Consider the following 17,262-nt stretch of genomic DNA (forward strand, 5'->3'; position numbering starts at 1 on the left):
TGCTGATATGGCTCAGTTGGTAGAGCGCACCCTTGGTAAGGGTGAGGTCCCCAGTTCGACTCTGGGTATCAGCACCAGTTTTAAAAAAAGCATGAGTTCGGGTAAAAGAATTTGCCTGGCGGCACTAGCGCGGTGGTCCCACCTGACCCCATGCCGAACTCAGAAGTGAAACACCGTAGCGCCGATGGTAGTGTGGGGTCTCCCCATGCGAGAGTAGGGAACTGCCAGGCACCAAACACAGAAGCCCTGAACGAAAGTTCAGGGCTTTTTTGTTTTTGCCGGACAGGATGAAAACGCGCAGCCATAAAAAAGCCCCTGCTGCATGGCAGGGGCAGAGCTAAGAGCGCTGAGATCAGTGAATAACCTGCGACAGAAACGCGCGGGTACGCTCTGAACGCGGATTAGCAAAGAACTCCTCTGGCGGCGCCATCTCCACGATCTCCCCCCGATCCATAAAGATCACCCGGTCAGCGACCGTACGTGCGAACCCCATTTCATGCGTCACACACAGCATGGTCATGCCATCTTCTGCGAGGCCAATCATGGTATCCAGCACCTCTTTCACCATCTCCGGATCAAGGGCGGAAGTCGGCTCGTCAAACAGCATAATTTTGGGCTTCATACAGAGCGAACGGGCTATTGCCACGCGCTGCTGCTGGCCGCCAGAGAGCTGTCCCGGAAACTTATGAGCATGTTCAGCAATGCGCACCCGCTCGAGGTAATGCATCGCCAGCGCTTCCGCCTCCTTCTTCGGCATCTTTCTTACCCAGATGGGGGCCAGCGTACAGTTTTGCAGAACGGTAAGATGCGGGAACAGATTAAAGTGCTGAAACACCATGCCCACTTCAGTGCGTACCCGTTCAATATTGCGCACGTCATCATTAAGATGGATACCGTCAACGACGATACGTCCCTGCTGATGCTCTTCCAGATGGTTGATACAGCGAATAGTGGTCGACTTTCCTGAACCTGACGGGCCGCAGAGTACAATACGTTCACGCGGTTTAACCTGCAGATTAATATCCTTAAGCACGTGAAACTGTCCGTACCATTTGTTCACGTTTTCGAGCGTAATCATCATAGCGTTAGCCGCCGTCGTTATTGTGGATGTCATAGTAAACCTCAGTGCGCTTTACGCCCGGTGTGAAAACGCTTCTCCAGATACTGGCTGTAGCGCGACATGCTAAAACAGAAAATCCAGTAGACCAGTGCAGCAAAAACATAGCCTTCCGTGGACATGCCCAGCCATGCAGGATCGACCGTGGCCTGCTGCACGCTGCTGAACAGATCAAACAGGCCGATAATGATCACCAGGCTGGTATCTTTGAACAGGGCGATAATGGTATTAACCAGTCCCGGAATAGTGAGCTTCAGCGCCTGCGGCAGGATCACCAGCCCCTGCGTTCGCCAGTAGCCCAGCGCCAGCGACTCAGCCGCTTCATACTGACCTTTAGGCAGCGCCTGCAGGCCGCCGCGCACCACTTCCGCTACATAGGCAGACTGGAACAGAATCACACCCACCAGCGCACGAACCAGTTTGTCGATCGTCGTACCTTCCGCCATAAACAGCGGCAGCATGACAGAGGACATAAACAGCACGGTGATCAGCGGTACGCCGCGCCAGAACTCGATAAAAATAACGGACAGCGTCCGCACCACCGGCAGATTTGAGCGTCGGCCCAGCGCCAGCAGAATACCCAGCGGCAGGGCGCCGGCGATCCCAACGGAGGCGATAATCAGCGTCAGCGTCAGGCCGCCCCACTGGCGGGTTTCCACGCGCTCCAGACCAAAATAGCCGCCATAAAGCAGCAGCCAGACCGTAACCGGATAGAGCACTGCCCAGCAGGCAAGATAGCGACCACGACGCGGCATGGCGCGGATAAAGAGGGGAATAACTGACACTAAACCGATAACCAGCGCCAGATTGATACGCCAGCGCAGTTCATGCGGATAGAGTCCATACATAAACTGACCAAAGCGTGCATGGATAAACACCCAGCAGGCACCCGCTTTGGTACAGTCGGCACGGGTTTCGCCCAGCCAGTTTGCCTGAAATATCAGCCAGTTCAGTGCCGGGGGAATGACATTCCAGATGAGCCACAGACTGATCAGCGTAAGCAGCGTGTTCAGCCAGCCAGAGAATAGATTTTTACGCGCCCAGCTCCAGCTCTTCTGCAGCAGATTACTGCTTACCGGCGGCGTTTCATGCGTTGTCACAGACATAGTGTTTCGTTCTCTTAACGCTCAACCAGCGCAATTTTGCGGTTATAGAGATTCATCAGCAGGGAAATCGTCAGGCTGATGATGAGATAAACCGCCATGGTGATCGCAATGGTTTCTATTGCCTGGCCGGTCTGATTAAGCACCGTACCGGCAAACAGCGACACCATATCGGGGTAGCCGATAGCGGCTGCCAGCGACGAGTTCTTGACCACGTTTAAATACTGGCTGGTCAGCGGAGGAATAATGACGCGCATTGCCTGCGGAATAATGACCTGACGCAGCGTCACAGGGTTCGGCAATCCCAGCGAGCGCGCCGCTTCACTCTGGCCATGCGGTACAGACTGAATACCGGCGCGGATCACCTCAGCAATAAATGAAGAGGTATAGATCGAGAGCGCCAGCGTCAGCGCGGCCAGCTCCGGGATCATCGCGAAGCCACCGCGAAAATTGAATCCGCGTAGCTCAGGCACATCCCAGTGCACGCCCGCTCCGAACAGGCTGTGGGCAATCAGCGGCAGCAGCACAATGAGCCCGGCGGCGGCGGGCCAGGTGCGACGCAGCTGACCGGTTTTCAGCTGATGTTTACGATTAAAGCGAAACAGCGCCAGGCTGGCGATAATGCCTGACGCCAGCGCAACCAGAAATGGCAGTGTACCGGGCGCATACTGTGGCCATGGAATATACAGGCCACGATTACTGACAAAGGCGAGGTCAAAGGCGTTAAGTGCCTGACGCGGGCCGGGCAGATTACGCAGTACGGCAAAGTACCAGAAGAAAATCTGCAGCAGGGGGGGAATATTACGGAACGTCTCAATATAAATGGCAGAGAGCTTACGCAGCAGCCAGTTATCAGACAGTCGCGCCAGGCCTACCGCAAAGCCAAGCAGTGATGCAAAGACGATGCAAAGCGCGGAGACCAGCAGGGTATTGGTCAGCCCGACCATAAAGACCCGGGCGTAGGTGTCTCCTTCGGTGTAGTCAATCAGATGCTGAACAATACCAAAACCGGCACTGCGCTCCAGAAAGCCAAAACCTGATGTGATGCCACGATTGGCCAGATTGATGATGGTGTTGTGGATTAAATATCCCACCACCGCCACTACCGCAATAATCGCGACGAACTGATAAAGCCAGGCGCGAACCGCAGGGTTACCGAATGAAAAATCCCTTTTCACGGTTGGGCGTTGCGACATGTTGAAACCTCAATGATAGATACGCGTGGGCACCGCAGGACGCGGTGCCCGACTGGCACAGCCGTAAATCAGCGCACTGGCGGTGCGTACTGAATGCCGCCCTGGTTCCAGAGCGCATTCTGTCCGCGTGCGATTTTCAGCGCGCTGTCTTTCCCGACATTGCGGTCAAAAATTTCCTGATAGTTACCCACCTGCTTGATGATGTTATAAGCCCACTTATTATCAAGTTTCAGGTCTTTACCAAAGTCGCCTTCTGCGCCCAGCAGATGCGCCATATCAGGCGTGGTGGGTTTTGCTGCCATCTGATCGACATTCTTTGAGCTGATACCCATCTCTTCAGCATTCAGCATGGCAAACAGTGACCACTTAACAATCGTAAACCAGTCGTCGTCACCGCGACGCACCAGTGGCCCAAGCGGCTCTTTGGAGATCACTTCCGGCAGCACGATAAATTCGTCAGGCTTGCCAAGTTTGATGCGCAGCGCATAGAGCTGGGACTGATCGGAGGAGAGCGTATCGCAGCGGCCGCTATCGAGCGCTTTGGCTGACTCATCGGAGCGGTCAAAGGTCACCGGGGTGTACTGCATTTTATTCGCTTTAAAATAGTCGGCGACATTCAGCTCGGTATCAGTACCTGCCTGGATGCAGACCGTCGCGCCATCCAGCTCTTTGGCACTTTTCAGTCCCGCTTTCTTATGCGTCAGAAAACCGATGCCGTCATAGTAGTTTACGCCGGCAAACAGAAAGCCCATGCCGCCGTCGCGTGAAGAGGTCCAGGTAGTGTTACGCGACAGGATGTCGACTTCACCCGACTGCAGCGCAGTAAAGCGCTCTTTAGCCGTCAGCGGGGTATATTTAACTTTGCCGGCATCGCCAAACACGGCAGCAGCGGCGGCACGGCAGACATCCACATCAATACCGGTGAATTTGCCGCTGGCATCTGCGTATGAGAAACCCGGCAGTCCGTCACTGATACCACACTGTACAAAACCTTTCTTTTTAATTGCGTCCAGCGTGGCACCTGCATGCGCCTGCTGCGTCGCGCTCAGCAGTGTGGCAGCAGCAATCAGGGTAGAGAGCATCATCTTTTTCATAAAGCATCCTGTGTGGCAGTTCGTCTGTTGTTATTGTGGTGTGCACTTTGTAGTGCACTACTGTCTGTCGGTGGCAGCGTGCCATCCTGCCTGTTGCAAAGCTGATGCCAGTTTTGCAGCGGGCTGAATTCTTCAGGAAAGAGCGTCAGAAAAGGGCAGGAAGTAACGTGCGGTTACTATCGCGCACCAAAAGGCGGCATGACGAGTCGCCGCGATCACAAATAGTGCAAATAGTTTCACTATTGGAGCGCAGTGTGAGCTACCGCTCATTAGTCAGGGTTGTTGGCGTTAATACCTGCGAACACAGCAGCGGCACAGGTTACTGCCAGGTTGCACGCAGGCCGCTGCCGAATTAAGCAGAGGAGGGCACAGGAAAAATGACGCAGGGGATTGCAACAATAGTTACCATACAGGCGGTAACTGTTTCACGTGAAGTGATAAGCGGGAAAACGATCCAAACAAAAACGCCAGCCCGAAGGCTGGCGTTATCGCAGCAGCGAACAATCAGTTCATGCCGTATTTTTTCAGCTTCTTACGCAGAGTACCACGGTTGATACCCATCATCAGGGCTGCACGGGTCTGGTTGCCACGGGTATACTGCATCACCATGTCCAACAGAGGCTGCTCGACTTCAGCCAGTACCAGCTCATACAGATCACTAACATCCTGACCATTCAGTTGAGCAAAATAGTTCTTCAGTGCCTGTTTAACCGAATCACGCAGTGGCTTTTGGGTCACCTGATCCTGTGAGTTAACGGTAGAAACGGTCAGTACGTCAGAATTTACGCGTTGTTCGAACATAGTTCTTTCAGCTCTTTATTTCGTTTACGCAAGATTTTCGAAGTATGCCTCCAACGCCTCCAGCTGTTCGCTGGCATCCTCAATGGCGTTGAATGTGCGCCGAAACTGGTCGTCAGGGGCACTTTCCTGCAAATACCAGGAAACGTGTTTTCGGGCAATACGGTATCCCTTGCGCTGACCGTAAAAGTCGTGCAGCTCCCGTATATGTCCAATCAGCATTTGCTTCACCTCTGCCAGCGGCTTCGGTGCAAGCAGCTCCCCTGTGTCCAGATAATGCTGGATTTCCCGGAAGATCCACGGTCTTCCCTGAGCAGCACGTCCTACCATCAGAGCATCTGCTCCGGTGTAGTCGAGCACTGCCCTGGCTTTATGCGGGTCAGTTATGTCCCCATTCGCGATAATCGGAATGGAAACGCTCTGCTTAACTGTCCGAATGCTGTCATATTCAGCCTGCCCCTCAAACAAACAGGCGCGGGTGCGTCCATGAATGGTGAGAGCCTGAATGCCACAACGTTCAGCCAATTGGGCAATCTCTGTACAATTACGATTTTCTTTGTCCCAGCCAGTGCGAATCTTCAGCGTAACCGGCACGTCCACTGCGTTGACCACCGCCCGGAGAATCGATTCTACCAGTTGCGGATGCTGCAGCAGTGCAGAGCCAGCCATCTTACGATTCACTTTTTTAGCCGGACAGCCCATATTGATATCAATAACCTGCGCGCCAGACGCAACATTAATTCGCGCGGCAGCAGCCATCTCATCGGGATCGCAGCCAGCAATTTGCACGGCACGAATGCCGGGCTCGTCACTATGCACCATGCGCAGCCGGGATTTGTCACTGGCCCAGACTTCCGGGTTAGATGACAGCATCTCGGAGACAGTCATACCGGCACCGTTCTCGTAACAGAGTGTGCGAAATGGCTTATCGGTTACTCCGGCCATAGGCGCAGCAATGAGGCGATTACGTAGCTGGTGGTGTCCAATGCGCATGAAAAAAGAAGTGACCCTAACTGTTCGCAAGGCGGCGTATATTACGCATTTTTTCCGGAAGATGAAAGGCCAAACTTTGAACAACAGCCCCTTAACATCACAGTGCTTTCACTGCGCAACCTGATGCTCTCTGGATAGTTGTTAAAAATCATATAGTTATTAATTTACGGCGAAATTGTGAACAAACGTTTTTCTGAATTTATACAACAAATCACGATATAAAAGCCGCAATTTTGACAGATTAACCACAGAATTAACGGCCTTTTGCGCAAATTTAATACAAAATCATTCTCTCCGGATGCAGGGCGTGCACAGCACGATACTGCGCCCTGATAAACCCCAGACCCGCGCTTGCGGGCCCGGGAGTAAAATTAGCGCAGACGCCCGGTAATACGACACCACTCCTCTTTCTCCGCAACCGGATCAAGCGCGAAGCGCTCAGCGTAAGCTTCACAGACGCTTTCTGCCTGGCTGGCCAGTACGCCAGACAGGCCGAGATAGCCGCCCGCTTTTGGCAGAACGCCAATCAGCGGTGCCAGTTCACGCAGCGGGCCCGCCAGGATATTGGCGACCACGACATCAGCCTGCAGATTTTCAGGCTGCTGATGTGGCAGATAGAGCGACAGACGGTCTGCTACGCCGTTGCGTTCAGCGTTATCGCGGCTGGCCTGAATAGCCTGTGGATCGATATCGATCCCGATCGCCTGGGCAGCACCCAGCTTCAGCGCAGCGATCGCCAGAATGCCGGAGCCGCAGCCAAAGTCGATCACCGTTTTGCCCTGCAGATCGAGACCATCCAGCCAGCTCAGGCAGAGTGAAGTCGTAGGATGCGTGCCGGTGCCAAAGGCCAGACCGGGATCGAGCATGACGTTGACCGCATCCGGATCGGGGACATCACGCCAGCTTGGACAGATCCACAGACGTTCACCAAAGCGCATTGGATGGAAGTTGTCCATCCATTCGCGCTCCCAGTCTTTATCTTCGATCTGCTCGATCTTGTAGTGAAACGACGATCCCGGCACCGGCTGCAGACGCAGTGCGGCCACGACTTCATCCATATCACTCTCTGCGTCAAACAGACCGATGACGTCAGTATCACCCCACAACCGGGTTTCACCCGGCAGCGGTTCATACACCGGATTATCGTGCGTATCCTGAAAGGTCACCGAGACGGCACCGACTTCCATCAGGGCATCGCTCAGTGGCTCAGCCTGTTCTCCGGTGCTGTTAATCTTGATTTGAATCCATGGCATAGCGTTTCTCTTTATTTCAGTGCAGCGTCGTGCGTCTCAGACGCGCTGCCAAACAGGTTACCTGCCAGAAAAGCGAGCAGGCTCAGGGTTAGCGAGGGAACAATAGGGTGGAATCCCCACCATTCAATCTTCAGACTGGCGAGCAGCGTATAGCTTACGGCGCCTGCCAGCATACCGCTGATAGCCCCGGCGGCGTTGGCGCGTTCCCAGTAGAGACCCAGCACCAGCGGCCACAGGAATACCGCTTCCAGCCCGCCAAATGCCAGCAAATTAAGCCAGATAATCATATCCGGCGGATTCCAGGCCGCCAGCAGCAGCAGGATACCCAGCACAAAGGTAATCGTGCCGGAGAGCATACGCAGGCGCGCTTCATTTTCACTCTGCCGGGGCGCAATACGCAGATAGAGATCTTTGATCAGCGTAGCGGATGCCTGCAGGAGCTGCGCGTTAATGGTCGACATAATGGCCGCCATCGGTGCAGCGAGAAAAATGCCGGCTGCCATCGGGGGCAGTACGGTAATCATCAGCGTCGGGATCACCTGGTCAGGTATGGTCAGGTCGGGCAACACCGCGCGTCCCAGTGCGCCAGCCAGATGCATACCCAGCATCAGGAGCACTACTACGATAGTGCCAAGTATGATCCCGCGGTGCATCGCCTTGCTGTCCCGGTAGGAGATACAGCGTACGGCCGTATGCGGCAAACCGATTACGCCAAAGCAGACCAGCACAGCGAATGAGCTCAGGAAGGCTGGCGTAATCACGTTGCCCACCCCTTCCGGTGATACCAGCTGCGGATCAATAGTGCGCAGCGTGCTGACCGCGTGACTCAACCCGCCGGCATGATGAATAACGGCAAACAGCAGCAGAAACGTGCCTGCCAGCATCACCAGCCCCTGCATCGCATCATTCAGCACGCTGGCGCGAAAGCCACCGAAAGCCGTATAGAGCGCGATAGTACCGCCAAAAATCAGTAAGCCCGTATCGTAAGGAATACCCGCAGCCGTCTCCAGCAGGCGAGCGCCGCCGATAAACTGCACGGTCATGGCGCCGATAAAAGCCACCAGCAGGCTGATACTGGCCAGCCAGATCAGCAGCGGACTGCGGTAACGGCCATAAAGCATATCGTTAAGCGTTACTGCGTTATAACGCCGGGCCAGAATGGCGAATTTTTTTCCCAGCACGCCCAGCGAAAGCCAGACGGCAGGCACCTGAATCATGGCCAGCAGTACCCAGCCCAGACCATATTTATAGGCGGCACCGGGACCGCCTATAAATGAGCTGGCGCTGATGTAGGTTGTGGTCAGCGTCATTGCCAGCACAAAGCCGCCCATGGAACGGCTGCCGAGAAAATATTCGGTCAGAAAAGTGCCCTGGCGCTGTTTGCGCATGGCGATCACTGACAAAACGGCAATCAGAACCAGATAAGCCAGCAGCGGCAGCAGAATTTCACTTTCCATTACTGTCCTCCAGTGACATGTCGCGGAAAATGACGCGAACCATCAGCGTGCAGAGAACAATAAACAGTAGCGGTGCAAATATGCAGGAGAGTTCAAACCAGCGGGGCAGGCCAGATATTCCGCTTTGCGTTCCGCCAAGCCAGGCAGACAGGGCCCACACCAGCAGATACGCGAGAGAGAGACCCAGTGACCAGCGAGCCTCTCTGTTCGCTTGTAAAAAACGCCCATCCATCAGGTAACCTCACAGGCGATAACAATAAAAAAGGCCGGATTAACCGGCCTCTGTCGTGCTCTGCGCTGCAATTACTTCTCGTGCAGGCCGAGTTTCTTCTCCAGATAGTGGATGTTGGTGCCACCCTGCTGGAAGTTTTCGTCAGACATGATTTTCATCTGCAGCTCGACGTTGGTTTTGATGCCGTCGATGATCAGCTCAGCCAGCGCATTTTTCATGCGGGCGATCGCAACTTCACGGGTTTCGCCGTAAGTAATGAGTTTGCCGATCATGGAATCGTAGTACGGCGGCACGGTGTAGCCAGCGTAGATATGCGATTCCCAGCGAACACCAAAGCCACCCGGCGCGTGGAAGCGCGTAATTTTACCCGGGCTTGGCAGGAAGGTATTGGGATCTTCGGCGTTGATACGGCATTCCACCGCATGGCCACGCACAATCACATCTTCCTGTTTGATCGACAGCGGCTGACCGGCAGCAATACGCAGCTGCTCTTTGATAAGGTCAACGCCGGTGATCATTTCGGTAACCGGATGTTCAACCTGAATACGGGTGTTCATCTCAATGAAATAGAACTCGCCGTTTTCATACAGGAATTCAAAAGTACCGGCACCGCGATAGCCAATTTCCACACAGGCGTTAGAGCAGCGCTCGCCAATGAAGCGACGCAGTTCCGGCGTGATGCCTGGCGCTGGCGCCTCTTCCACCACTTTCTGGTGGCGACGCTGCATAGAGCAGTCGCGCTCTGCCAGATAGATGGCGTTGCCCTGACCGTCGGCCAGTACCTGAATTTCGATATGACGTGGGTTCTCGAGGAATTTCTCCATGTAGACCATGTCGTTATTGAAAGCTGCTTTTGCTTCCGCCTTCGTCATGCCAATGGATTGCTCAAGATCTTTTTCATGGCGTACAACGCGCATACCGCGTCCGCCGCCGCCGCCAGAAGCCTTAATGATAACCGGATAGCCGATGCGCTTCGCGATAGCGCGGTTCTTATCCATATCATCAGTCAGCGAGCCGTCTGAACCCGGAACGGTAGGAACGCCCGCTTTTTTCATCGCGGTAATAGCGGACACTTTGTCACCCATCAGGCGGATAGTATCCGCTTTCGGTCCGACAAAGATAAAGCCTGAACGCTCAACCTGCTCAGCAAAATCGGCATTCTCAGAGAGAAAGCCGTAGCCCGGGTGAATCGCAATTGCGCCAGTGATTTCAGCAGCAGAAATCAGAGCCGGAATATTCAGGTAACTTTTGACCGACTGCGCCGGGCCGATGCAGACAGTTTCATCTGCCAGCAGCACGTGCTTAAGGTCGCGATCTGCCGTGGAGTGAACCGCTACGGTCTTGATGCCCAGCTCTTTGCAGGCACGCAGAATGCGCAGCGCGATTTCACCACGGTTAGCAATGACAATTTTATCCAGCATGCTTCGCCTCGTTATTCGATGACGACCAGCGGCTCGTCAAATTCAACCGGCTGGCCGCTTTCTACCAGGATCGCCTTCACAACGCCGGATTTGTCGGCTTCGATCTGGTTCATCATTTTCATCGCTTCAACGATGCACAGGGTATCGCCAGCGTTCACTTTCTGACCCACTTCCACAAACGCTTTTGCGTCCGGGCTTGGGGTGCGGTAGAAGGTGCCGACCATCGGTGAGCGAACAATGTGTCCGCTGACTTCAGGCTTCGCGGCTTCAGCCGGAGCGGCAGCAACCGGTGCAACGGCAGCTGCCAGTGCAGGCTGCGGAGCAGGTACAGCATAAGCCTGCTGCATCATTGGATAACCGACATTGGCAGGTGAACGGCTGATGCGAACTGACTCTTCGCCTTCAGAGATTTCCAGCTCAGCAATGCCGGACTCTTCAACCAGTTCGATCAGTTTCTTAATTTTACGAATATCCATGAGTGTGGTTCCGTACTCTGTTTAATTGGAATGTGACAGGCGTTTTATCGCCGTTTGTAAAGCCCACGCGTACCCATCCGCGCCAAGTCCACAAATGACGCCGGCAGATACATCGGAAAGATAGGAGTGGTGCCGGAACGGCTCGCGTGCATGCACGTTAGAGAGATGCACCTCGATAAAAGGTATGCTAACCGCCAGCAGAGCATCACGCAGCGCAACGCTGGTATGCGTGAACGCAGCCGGATTGATGATGATGTAATCCACATCGCTGCGCGCGGCGTGAATACGATCGATCAGCTCATATTCTGCGTTTGATTGCAGATGACTCAATTTCACATGGTGCTGGCCGGCCTGTTGCGCCAAATCGCTGACGATATCAGCCAATGTGGCGTGACCATACTTGTCAGGCTCGCGCGTTCCCAGCAAATTCAGGTTGGGACCGTTCAACAACAGTATGTGAAATTTATGCGCCATCTTGCGGCTATCTCCTGCAATCATTAGGGCATCGCGTAAAATACCGCGACATCCTTCATTTGTCACCCTTGAGAGTGAAAAAGAAGGGTTTGCTTGCAATAAAGCCGGGCATTATATCCGTTTCGGGACAATTCGCAGCAAAATACTGGTCTTATCTGCGAAGTTGATCCGGTGCGGCCCGAAGGCCACACGTTTTAACAGAAAGCGGGGGGAGAAAACAACCTCAGAGAAATCAGCGGCTGAAGCTCTTGCGTAACTTTTTGTAGCGCCACGCCAGCAGCAGCGCCGCCGCCAGCGCATAAAGCAATGGTTGCGGTGACAGCACTTTAACTGACCAGAGATAGTGGACAGGAGCGAGGATCGCCACCAGGTAGATAGCGTTATGCAGCGTTTGCCAGCGTCTGCCCAGTTTGCGCTGTGCGCGCTGAAACGAGGTGATCGCCAGCGCAAACAGGATCACCCAGCTGAGCAGACCCAGCAGCAGATAGGGGCGGGCGAAAATTTCACTGCCGAGCAGACGCAGATGCGTGAAGCCCAGCTCCAGCAGCCAGTAGCTGATCAGATGCAGCGTAGCCCAGGCAAAGCACCAGAGCCCCAGCATCCGGCGGGTGCGGATCAGCAGCGGCTGTTTCAGATAGCGCGTCAGCGGACTGACCAGCAGCGTCGCCAGCAGCAGCTTCAGCGCCATTCTGCCGGTAAAGTGCTGAATATCTTTTGCCGGATCGGCGCTCAGCCAGCCCTGAGCAGCAGAAAGGACCAGATAGACGAGCGGCAGCAGCGCGGCCAGGTGCAGCGCCACTTTGAGCCAGGTAACCTGTCGCAGGGTCAGGCGCATTTAAAAATTCTCCCGCAGATCGAGCCCGCGATAGAGTGACGCTACCTCACGTGCATAACCGTTAAACAGCAGCGTAGGCTGTCGCTCAACGTTGAGCAGGCCGCCCGCGCCGATAAAGCGCTCTGTCGCCTGTGACCAGCGCGGATGATCGACGTGCGGATTCACATTGGCGTAAAACCCATATTCGCTGGCGGCAATCTGGCTCCAGGTGGTCGGCGGCTGTTCAGCGGTCAGCGTGATTTTTACGATCGATTTAATGCCTTTAAAGCCATATTTCCACGGCACCGTCAGGCGTATCGGGGCGCCATTCTGCGGCGGCAACGCTTTGCCATAGACACCGGTGCTGAGCAGCGTCAGCGGATGCATCGCTTCATCCAGCCGCAGGCCTTCAACATAGGGATAATCCAGTCCGCCACCAATAAAGCGATCTTTCTGGCCCGGCATCTGCTCAGGATCGTAGAGCGTCTGAAACGCCACATAGCGTGCTTTGCTGGTGGGTTCTGCCAGCTTCAGCAGCTTGCTGAGTTCAAAGCCAACCCAGGGCACAACCATTGACCACGCTTCGACGCAGCGCATACGGTAGATACGCTGCTCCATGGCAAAGCGTTTAAATATGTCATCCATATCCAGCGTTACAGGCCTGGCAACTTCGCCATCAATACGCAGCTGCCAGGGCTCAGTCTTCAGCGAGCCGGCGTTAGCAGCGGGATCGGCTTTATCCAGACCAAACTCATAAAAGTTGTTGTAGCCGGCTACTTTATCGTAAGGCGTTAACGGTAAATCTGCCTGCCACTGCGCAGGTTTTGTGAACGTCAAATCGCGTCCGGCCGGTGCCGGCGGACGATCGTTCCCTTTAAACCAGCTCAGAATGTCTGCCCGGGCGCTGCCCGGCAGCGTTGCGGCAGCAGCGCCAATGCCCAGCGCCTTCAGCACCTGACGCCGGCGCAGCGCAAAGATGTTTTCCGGGGTGACATCAGCTTCAGTGAGAGTGTGCTTGAACTTCATGGTGTTCTCCGGCAGGTAAGCAGTGATCATTAAGATGCGTAAACCGCATCGGCGATGCCACTTTGCCGGGGAAAATATGAAATTTCCTGGCAGACATCCTCTGTTGAGAATAGGACGAAAAAGCCAGTCCGGCGGTCAGGTACGATGACTTTACCGTTATACTCGCGCGACAGCGTGATCGCCGGAGTAATGGCGCTGATTCAGACCGCTATTTATGGTACTTTGCTCAGGTTTGCGTCAGCTGAATGATGCACAGGGCGGCCGCCCGTTTATAACCGCAGTGGTACAGGCACAGGGATGCGATTAACAACGAAGTTTTCTGCGTTTATTACATTATTAAGCTTACTGGCAATGTTACTGATGCTGGTAGGCTGCGCTTTTAGTTTTATCTGGCTGTCGCAGGAGCGCGTTGAAAGCCGTATTGATACGCTGGCAACCGAAGTTGATAAGGCGCTGATGACTCAGTCTCCGCAGGAGGTTGAACAGTGGCTGACGCGGCTGATGCCGGTAATCAACGCTGAGCAGGTTGAGCTGCGCAATGATGACGGCGAAATATTTCGCCTTACCCGCCATGAAAATCCCATGCTGGAAGATGAACCTAACCGGTTTATTCAGTTTGAGCTGCCGCTGGTGCACGCACCCGAGATGCAGCTGCGCGTCGTGGTGCTCGATCCGGCAAAAACCTGGTTTCGCTCCTTTACCGGTGCCTACACGCTGGTGGTATTGCTGAGCGTGGTTGCCATTATGGTGGCGCTGCTGGCGATGACGCATCACTGGCTCAATCGCCGCTGGCGCAATATGGATCGGCTGGAGGCGCGCGCCGGACGCATCATAGCCGGCGAGCGCATCGCTCGTGTCCCGGGCACCACTGAATGGCCCGCCAAAGCCAGCCGCGCGCTGGATACGCTGCTCAGCGATCTCCAGGAGGCGGGAGAACAGCGTCTGAGAATCGATACGCTGATCCGCACGTTTGCTGCGCAGGATGCGCGTACGGGCCTCAATAACCGGCTCTTTTTTGATAATCAGCTGGCCACGCTGCTGGAAGATCAGGAGGATGTCGGCACGCATGGCGTGGTGATGATGATCCGCCTGCCTGACTTTGACAACCTGCACGAAATCATCGGTCCGACGCTGGCTGAAGAGTACCTGTTTGATATCATCAATATGTTTTCCACCTTTGTGCTGCGCTATCCGGGAGCGCTGCTGGCACGCTATTTTCGCAGTGATTTTGCCGTGCTGCTGCCGCACAGGACGCTGAAAGAGGCGAACAGCATTGCCGAGCAGCTCATCAATGCGGTGGACTCTCTGCCGCCGATGCGCAGGGTGGATCGGGATGATTTAATTCATATCGGCATCAACGCCTGGTGTAGCGGACAGAGCGTACTGCAGGTGATGGAGAGCGTAGAGCTGGCCACGCGGCGCGCCGTGCTGCAGGGGGGGAATACCTGGTCCGTGGGCGAGGGTAATCCGCTGGATATGGGCCGTGGCAGCGTGCGCTGGCGTACGCTGCTGGAAAATACGCTCAACCGCGGTGGTCCCCGCCTGTATCAAAAGCCTGCGGTGCTGATGGATGGCAAAGTCCACCACCGGGAGATGCTGGCGCGCATCTTTGACGGTGATAAAGAAGTGGTGGCCGCCGAATTTATGCCGCTGGTGATGCAGCTGGGGCTGACTGACAGCTGGGATCGCCAGCTGGTGACGCGCATTGCCGCGCTGACAGAAGTGTGGCCCGATGAGACGCTGGCGCTGCCGGTAAGCATTGATTCACTGTTACAGCGCCCGTTCCAGCGCTGGCTGCAAAAATTACTGCTGCAGTGTAATAAATCTCAGCGGCGGCGATTTTTATTTGAACTTGCCGAGGCGGATGTGTGTCAACACATCAACCGTTTGCTGCCGGTCTTTCACATGCTTACCACGTTTGGCTGCCGTATCGCAGTCGATCAGGCGGGAATGACGGTGGTTAGCAGCGCTTATATTCGCCAGCTTCCTGTTGATGTGATCAAGCTGGATCCGGGGCTGGTACGTAATATCGATCGCCGCACAGAGAATCAGCTTTTTGTGCAGAGCCTGCTGGAAGTGTGTAAATCAACCTCCAGCTATGTTTTTGCTGCCGGCGTACGTACTCGGGCTGAATGGCAGACTCTGACTGCGCTTGGGGTGTCAGGCGGGCAGGGTGACCTGTTTGCGCCTTCACAGCCGGTTAACAGTAATGTTAAAAAACATTCGCAACGTTACCGTATTTAATGTTCTGGCATGGATTTTCCCGCCAATCCATGTTTTTCTGGCTTTATACTGCGGAGGCGGGCAGAACAAAGGGCATGAAATGTTAAATTTTATGTCGGTAACCCCGCTGCGCATCCGCACAATTTGCGTTAAAGAGGGCGGTTTAACGCCATCTGGCGCTGCCAGTGGCGGGCAGTACCGGCCGGAAAAATTATACGGTCTATTTTTTCACCGTAGCCGAACGTTTTTGCGCCTTGTAGCGGCTTCGTGTGGTTGGTAAAGTAAGCGGATTTTATTTTCCGCCCCCAGCTTGCAGGATTATCCCTTAGTATGTTTAAAAAATTTCGCGGCATGTTTTCCAATGACTTGTCCATTGACCTGGGTACTGCGAATACCCTGATTTATGTAAAAGGACAGGGCATCGTGCTGAACGAGCCTTCAGTGGTTGCTATCCGTCAGGACCGCGCCGGCTCCCCAAAGAGCGTAGCGGCTGTTGGTCATGACGCAAAGCAGATGCTTGGCCGTACGCCGGGCAACATTGCCGCTATCCGTCCGATGAAAGATGGCGTAATTGCTGACTTCTTTGTGACTGAGAAAATGCTCCAGCACTTTATCAAGCAGGTACATAGCAACAGCTTTATGCGCCCGAGTCCGCGCGTACTGGTGTGTGTACCGGTCGGCGCGACCCAGGTTGAGCGTCGCGCTATCCGTGAATCTGCGCAGGGAGCAGGCGCACGCGAAGTCTTCCTGATTGAAGAGCCAATGGCTGCGGCTATCGGTGCCGGCCTGCCAGTCTCTGAAGCAACCGGCTCCATGGTAGTGGATATTGGTGGCGGTACCACTGAAGTCGCCGTGATCTCCCTGAACGGGGTGGTCTACTCTTCTTCTGTACGTATTGGTGGCGATCGTTTTGATGAAGCTATCATCAATTACGTACGTCGCAATTACGGCTCACTGATTGGTGAAGCGACCGCAGAACGTATCAAGCATGAAATCGGTTCAGCCTATCCGGGCGACGAAGTTCGTGAAATCGAAGTGCGTGGACGTAACCTTGCAGAAGGTGTGCCGCGTGGCTTTACGCTGAACTCAAATGAAATTCTTGAAGCGCTGCAGGAACCGCTGACCGGTATCGTCAGCGCGGTTATGGTTGCGCTGGAGCAGTGTCCGCCAGAACTCGCTTCTGATATCTCAGAACGTGGCATGGTGCTGACCGGCGGTGGCGCGCTGCTGCGCAATCTGGATCGCCTGCTGATGGAAGAGACGGGCATTCCGGTCGTGGTAGCGGAAGATCCACTGACCTGCGTAGCACGTGGCGGCGGTAAAGCGCTGGAGATGATCGACATGCATGGTGGCGATCTGTTCAGCGAGGAGTAATTCCTCACTGGCTGCGACCATGGTCATATTGCGCAGGGAATCGCGACAATACTCATCATAAACTGAATCGCACGCAGCGTGTATCGCTCTGGCCTGCCGTTGTGCAGCGTCAGAGCCGCAGCATTGCATCATGCAGCGGCGGTTCAGGCATAGGGTAAATGGCGCGGCTGCGTACGACGGCATAATGCGTCCAGCCCTGGAGGCGCGGGTC

The 17,262-nt window shown here is 54.8% G+C and carries 17 protein-coding genes, 1 tRNA gene and 1 rRNA gene; 5 read left to right on the forward strand and 14 right to left on the reverse strand.

The features are described 5' to 3' along the window. Position 1 precedes the first annotated feature (1 nt). Together SB719_RS17930 and rrf are read left to right on the forward strand one after the other, a co-directional pair. Positions 2 to 77: transfer RNA gene (locus tag SB719_RS17930), tRNA-Thr, on the forward strand. 37 nt (positions 78 to 114) lie between these two features. Continuing rightward, positions 115 to 230: ribosomal RNA gene (gene rrf, locus SB719_RS17935) — 5S ribosomal RNA — on the forward strand. A gap of 122 nt (positions 231 to 352) precedes the next feature. Here rrf and SB719_RS17940 read toward each other — a convergent pair. The 14 genes from SB719_RS17940 to msrP all read right to left on the reverse strand — a co-directional run bounded on the left by SB719_RS17940 (position 353) and on the right by msrP (position 13,454). Beyond that, positions 353 to 1,114: an amino acid ABC transporter ATP-binding protein gene (locus SB719_RS17940; RefSeq protein WP_065648054.1), complete on the reverse strand. Its 762-nt coding sequence runs from the start codon at positions 1,112 to 1,114 to the stop codon at positions 353 to 355. An 8-nt stretch (positions 1,115 to 1,122) separates the two neighbouring features. Continuing rightward, entirely contained in the window at positions 1,123 to 2,223 is a 1,101-nt protein-coding gene (locus SB719_RS17945) for an amino acid ABC transporter permease (protein ID WP_065648055.1), read from the reverse strand. A gap of 14 nt (positions 2,224 to 2,237) precedes the next feature. After that, positions 2,238 to 3,416 carry an amino acid ABC transporter permease gene (locus tag SB719_RS17950; protein WP_065648056.1) on the reverse strand — a complete coding sequence of 393 codons (1,179 nt, stop codon included), beginning with the start codon at positions 3,414 to 3,416 and terminating at the stop codon, positions 2,238 to 2,240. 68 nt (positions 3,417 to 3,484) lie between these two features. Further along, positions 3,485 to 4,510, reverse strand: coding sequence for an amino acid ABC transporter substrate-binding protein (locus SB719_RS17955; protein WP_065648057.1), 1,026 nt, complete (start codon positions 4,508 to 4,510; stop codon positions 3,485 to 3,487). Between the two features lie 504 nt (positions 4,511 to 5,014). Next, on the reverse strand, positions 5,015 to 5,311 hold the full coding sequence (gene fis / locus SB719_RS17960; protein WP_003855228.1) for a DNA-binding transcriptional regulator Fis: 297 nt from the start codon (positions 5,309 to 5,311) through the stop codon (positions 5,015 to 5,017). Between the two features lie 24 nt (positions 5,312 to 5,335). After that, positions 5,336 to 6,301: a tRNA dihydrouridine synthase DusB gene (dusB, locus tag SB719_RS17965; RefSeq protein ID WP_039380734.1), complete on the reverse strand. Its 966-nt coding sequence runs from the start codon at positions 6,299 to 6,301 to the stop codon at positions 5,336 to 5,338. 371 nt (positions 6,302 to 6,672) lie between these two features. Next, the gene (gene prmA / locus SB719_RS17970) at positions 6,673 to 7,554 is read right to left on the reverse strand and encodes a 50S ribosomal protein L11 methyltransferase (RefSeq protein ID WP_065648058.1); all 882 of its coding nucleotides are present in this window, start codon (positions 7,552 to 7,554) and stop codon (positions 6,673 to 6,675) included. An 11-nt stretch (positions 7,555 to 7,565) separates the two neighbouring features. After that, positions 7,566 to 9,011, reverse strand: coding sequence for a sodium/pantothenate symporter (gene panF, locus SB719_RS17975; protein WP_065648059.1), 1,446 nt, complete (start codon positions 9,009 to 9,011; stop codon positions 7,566 to 7,568). After that, positions 9,001 to 9,243, reverse strand: a complete 243-nt coding sequence (locus SB719_RS17980) for a YhdT family protein (RefSeq protein ID WP_065648060.1) — start codon at positions 9,241 to 9,243, stop codon at positions 9,001 to 9,003. The genes panF and SB719_RS17980 overlap by 11 nt, the downstream gene beginning before the upstream one ends. A gap of 71 nt (positions 9,244 to 9,314) precedes the next feature. Continuing rightward, a complete protein-coding gene (gene accC, locus SB719_RS17985; protein WP_065648061.1) occupies positions 9,315 to 10,664 on the reverse strand; it encodes an acetyl-CoA carboxylase biotin carboxylase subunit in 1,350 nt (449 codons plus the stop codon). 11 nt (positions 10,665 to 10,675) lie between these two features. After that, entirely contained in the window at positions 10,676 to 11,140 is a 465-nt protein-coding gene (accB, locus tag SB719_RS17990) for an acetyl-CoA carboxylase biotin carboxyl carrier protein (RefSeq protein ID WP_065648062.1), read from the reverse strand. Positions 11,141 to 11,161: 21 nt separating this feature from the next. Continuing rightward, positions 11,162 to 11,614 carry a type II 3-dehydroquinate dehydratase gene (gene aroQ, locus SB719_RS17995; RefSeq protein ID WP_065648063.1) on the reverse strand — a complete coding sequence of 151 codons (453 nt, stop codon included), beginning with the start codon at positions 11,612 to 11,614 and terminating at the stop codon, positions 11,162 to 11,164. Positions 11,615 to 11,846: 232 nt separating this feature from the next. Continuing rightward, positions 11,847 to 12,449, reverse strand: coding sequence for a protein-methionine-sulfoxide reductase heme-binding subunit MsrQ (msrQ, locus tag SB719_RS18000; protein ID WP_292977461.1), 603 nt, complete (start codon positions 12,447 to 12,449; stop codon positions 11,847 to 11,849). Further along, positions 12,450 to 13,454, reverse strand: coding sequence for a protein-methionine-sulfoxide reductase catalytic subunit MsrP (msrP, locus tag SB719_RS18005; protein WP_065648065.1), 1,005 nt, complete (start codon positions 13,452 to 13,454; stop codon positions 12,450 to 12,452). Positions 13,455 to 13,751: 297 nt separating this feature from the next. On the opposite strand from msrP, the gene csrD reads away from it, so the two are divergent. The 3 genes from csrD to mreB are packed head-to-tail and all read left to right on the forward strand — an operon-like array spanning position 13,752 to position 17,051. Next, entirely contained in the window at positions 13,752 to 15,698 is a 1,947-nt protein-coding gene (gene csrD / locus SB719_RS18010) for an RNase E specificity factor CsrD (protein ID WP_065648066.1), read from the forward strand. Beyond that, positions 15,664 to 15,957, forward strand: coding sequence for a hypothetical protein (locus tag SB719_RS18015; protein WP_412159532.1), 294 nt, complete (start codon positions 15,664 to 15,666; stop codon positions 15,955 to 15,957). Before csrD ends, SB719_RS18015 begins: the two co-directional genes overlap by 35 nt. A gap of 50 nt (positions 15,958 to 16,007) precedes the next feature. After that, complete coding sequence (gene mreB / locus SB719_RS18020; protein WP_003855260.1) at positions 16,008 to 17,051, forward strand: rod shape-determining protein MreB; 1,044 nt, start codon at positions 16,008 to 16,010, stop codon at positions 17,049 to 17,051. Positions 17,052 to 17,262: the final 211 nt, after the last annotated feature.

Source organism: Pantoea sp. SIMBA_079, assembly GCF_046940275.1.
GTDB classification, from domain to species: Bacteria; Pseudomonadota; Gammaproteobacteria; order Enterobacterales; family Enterobacteriaceae; genus Pantoea; species Pantoea borealis.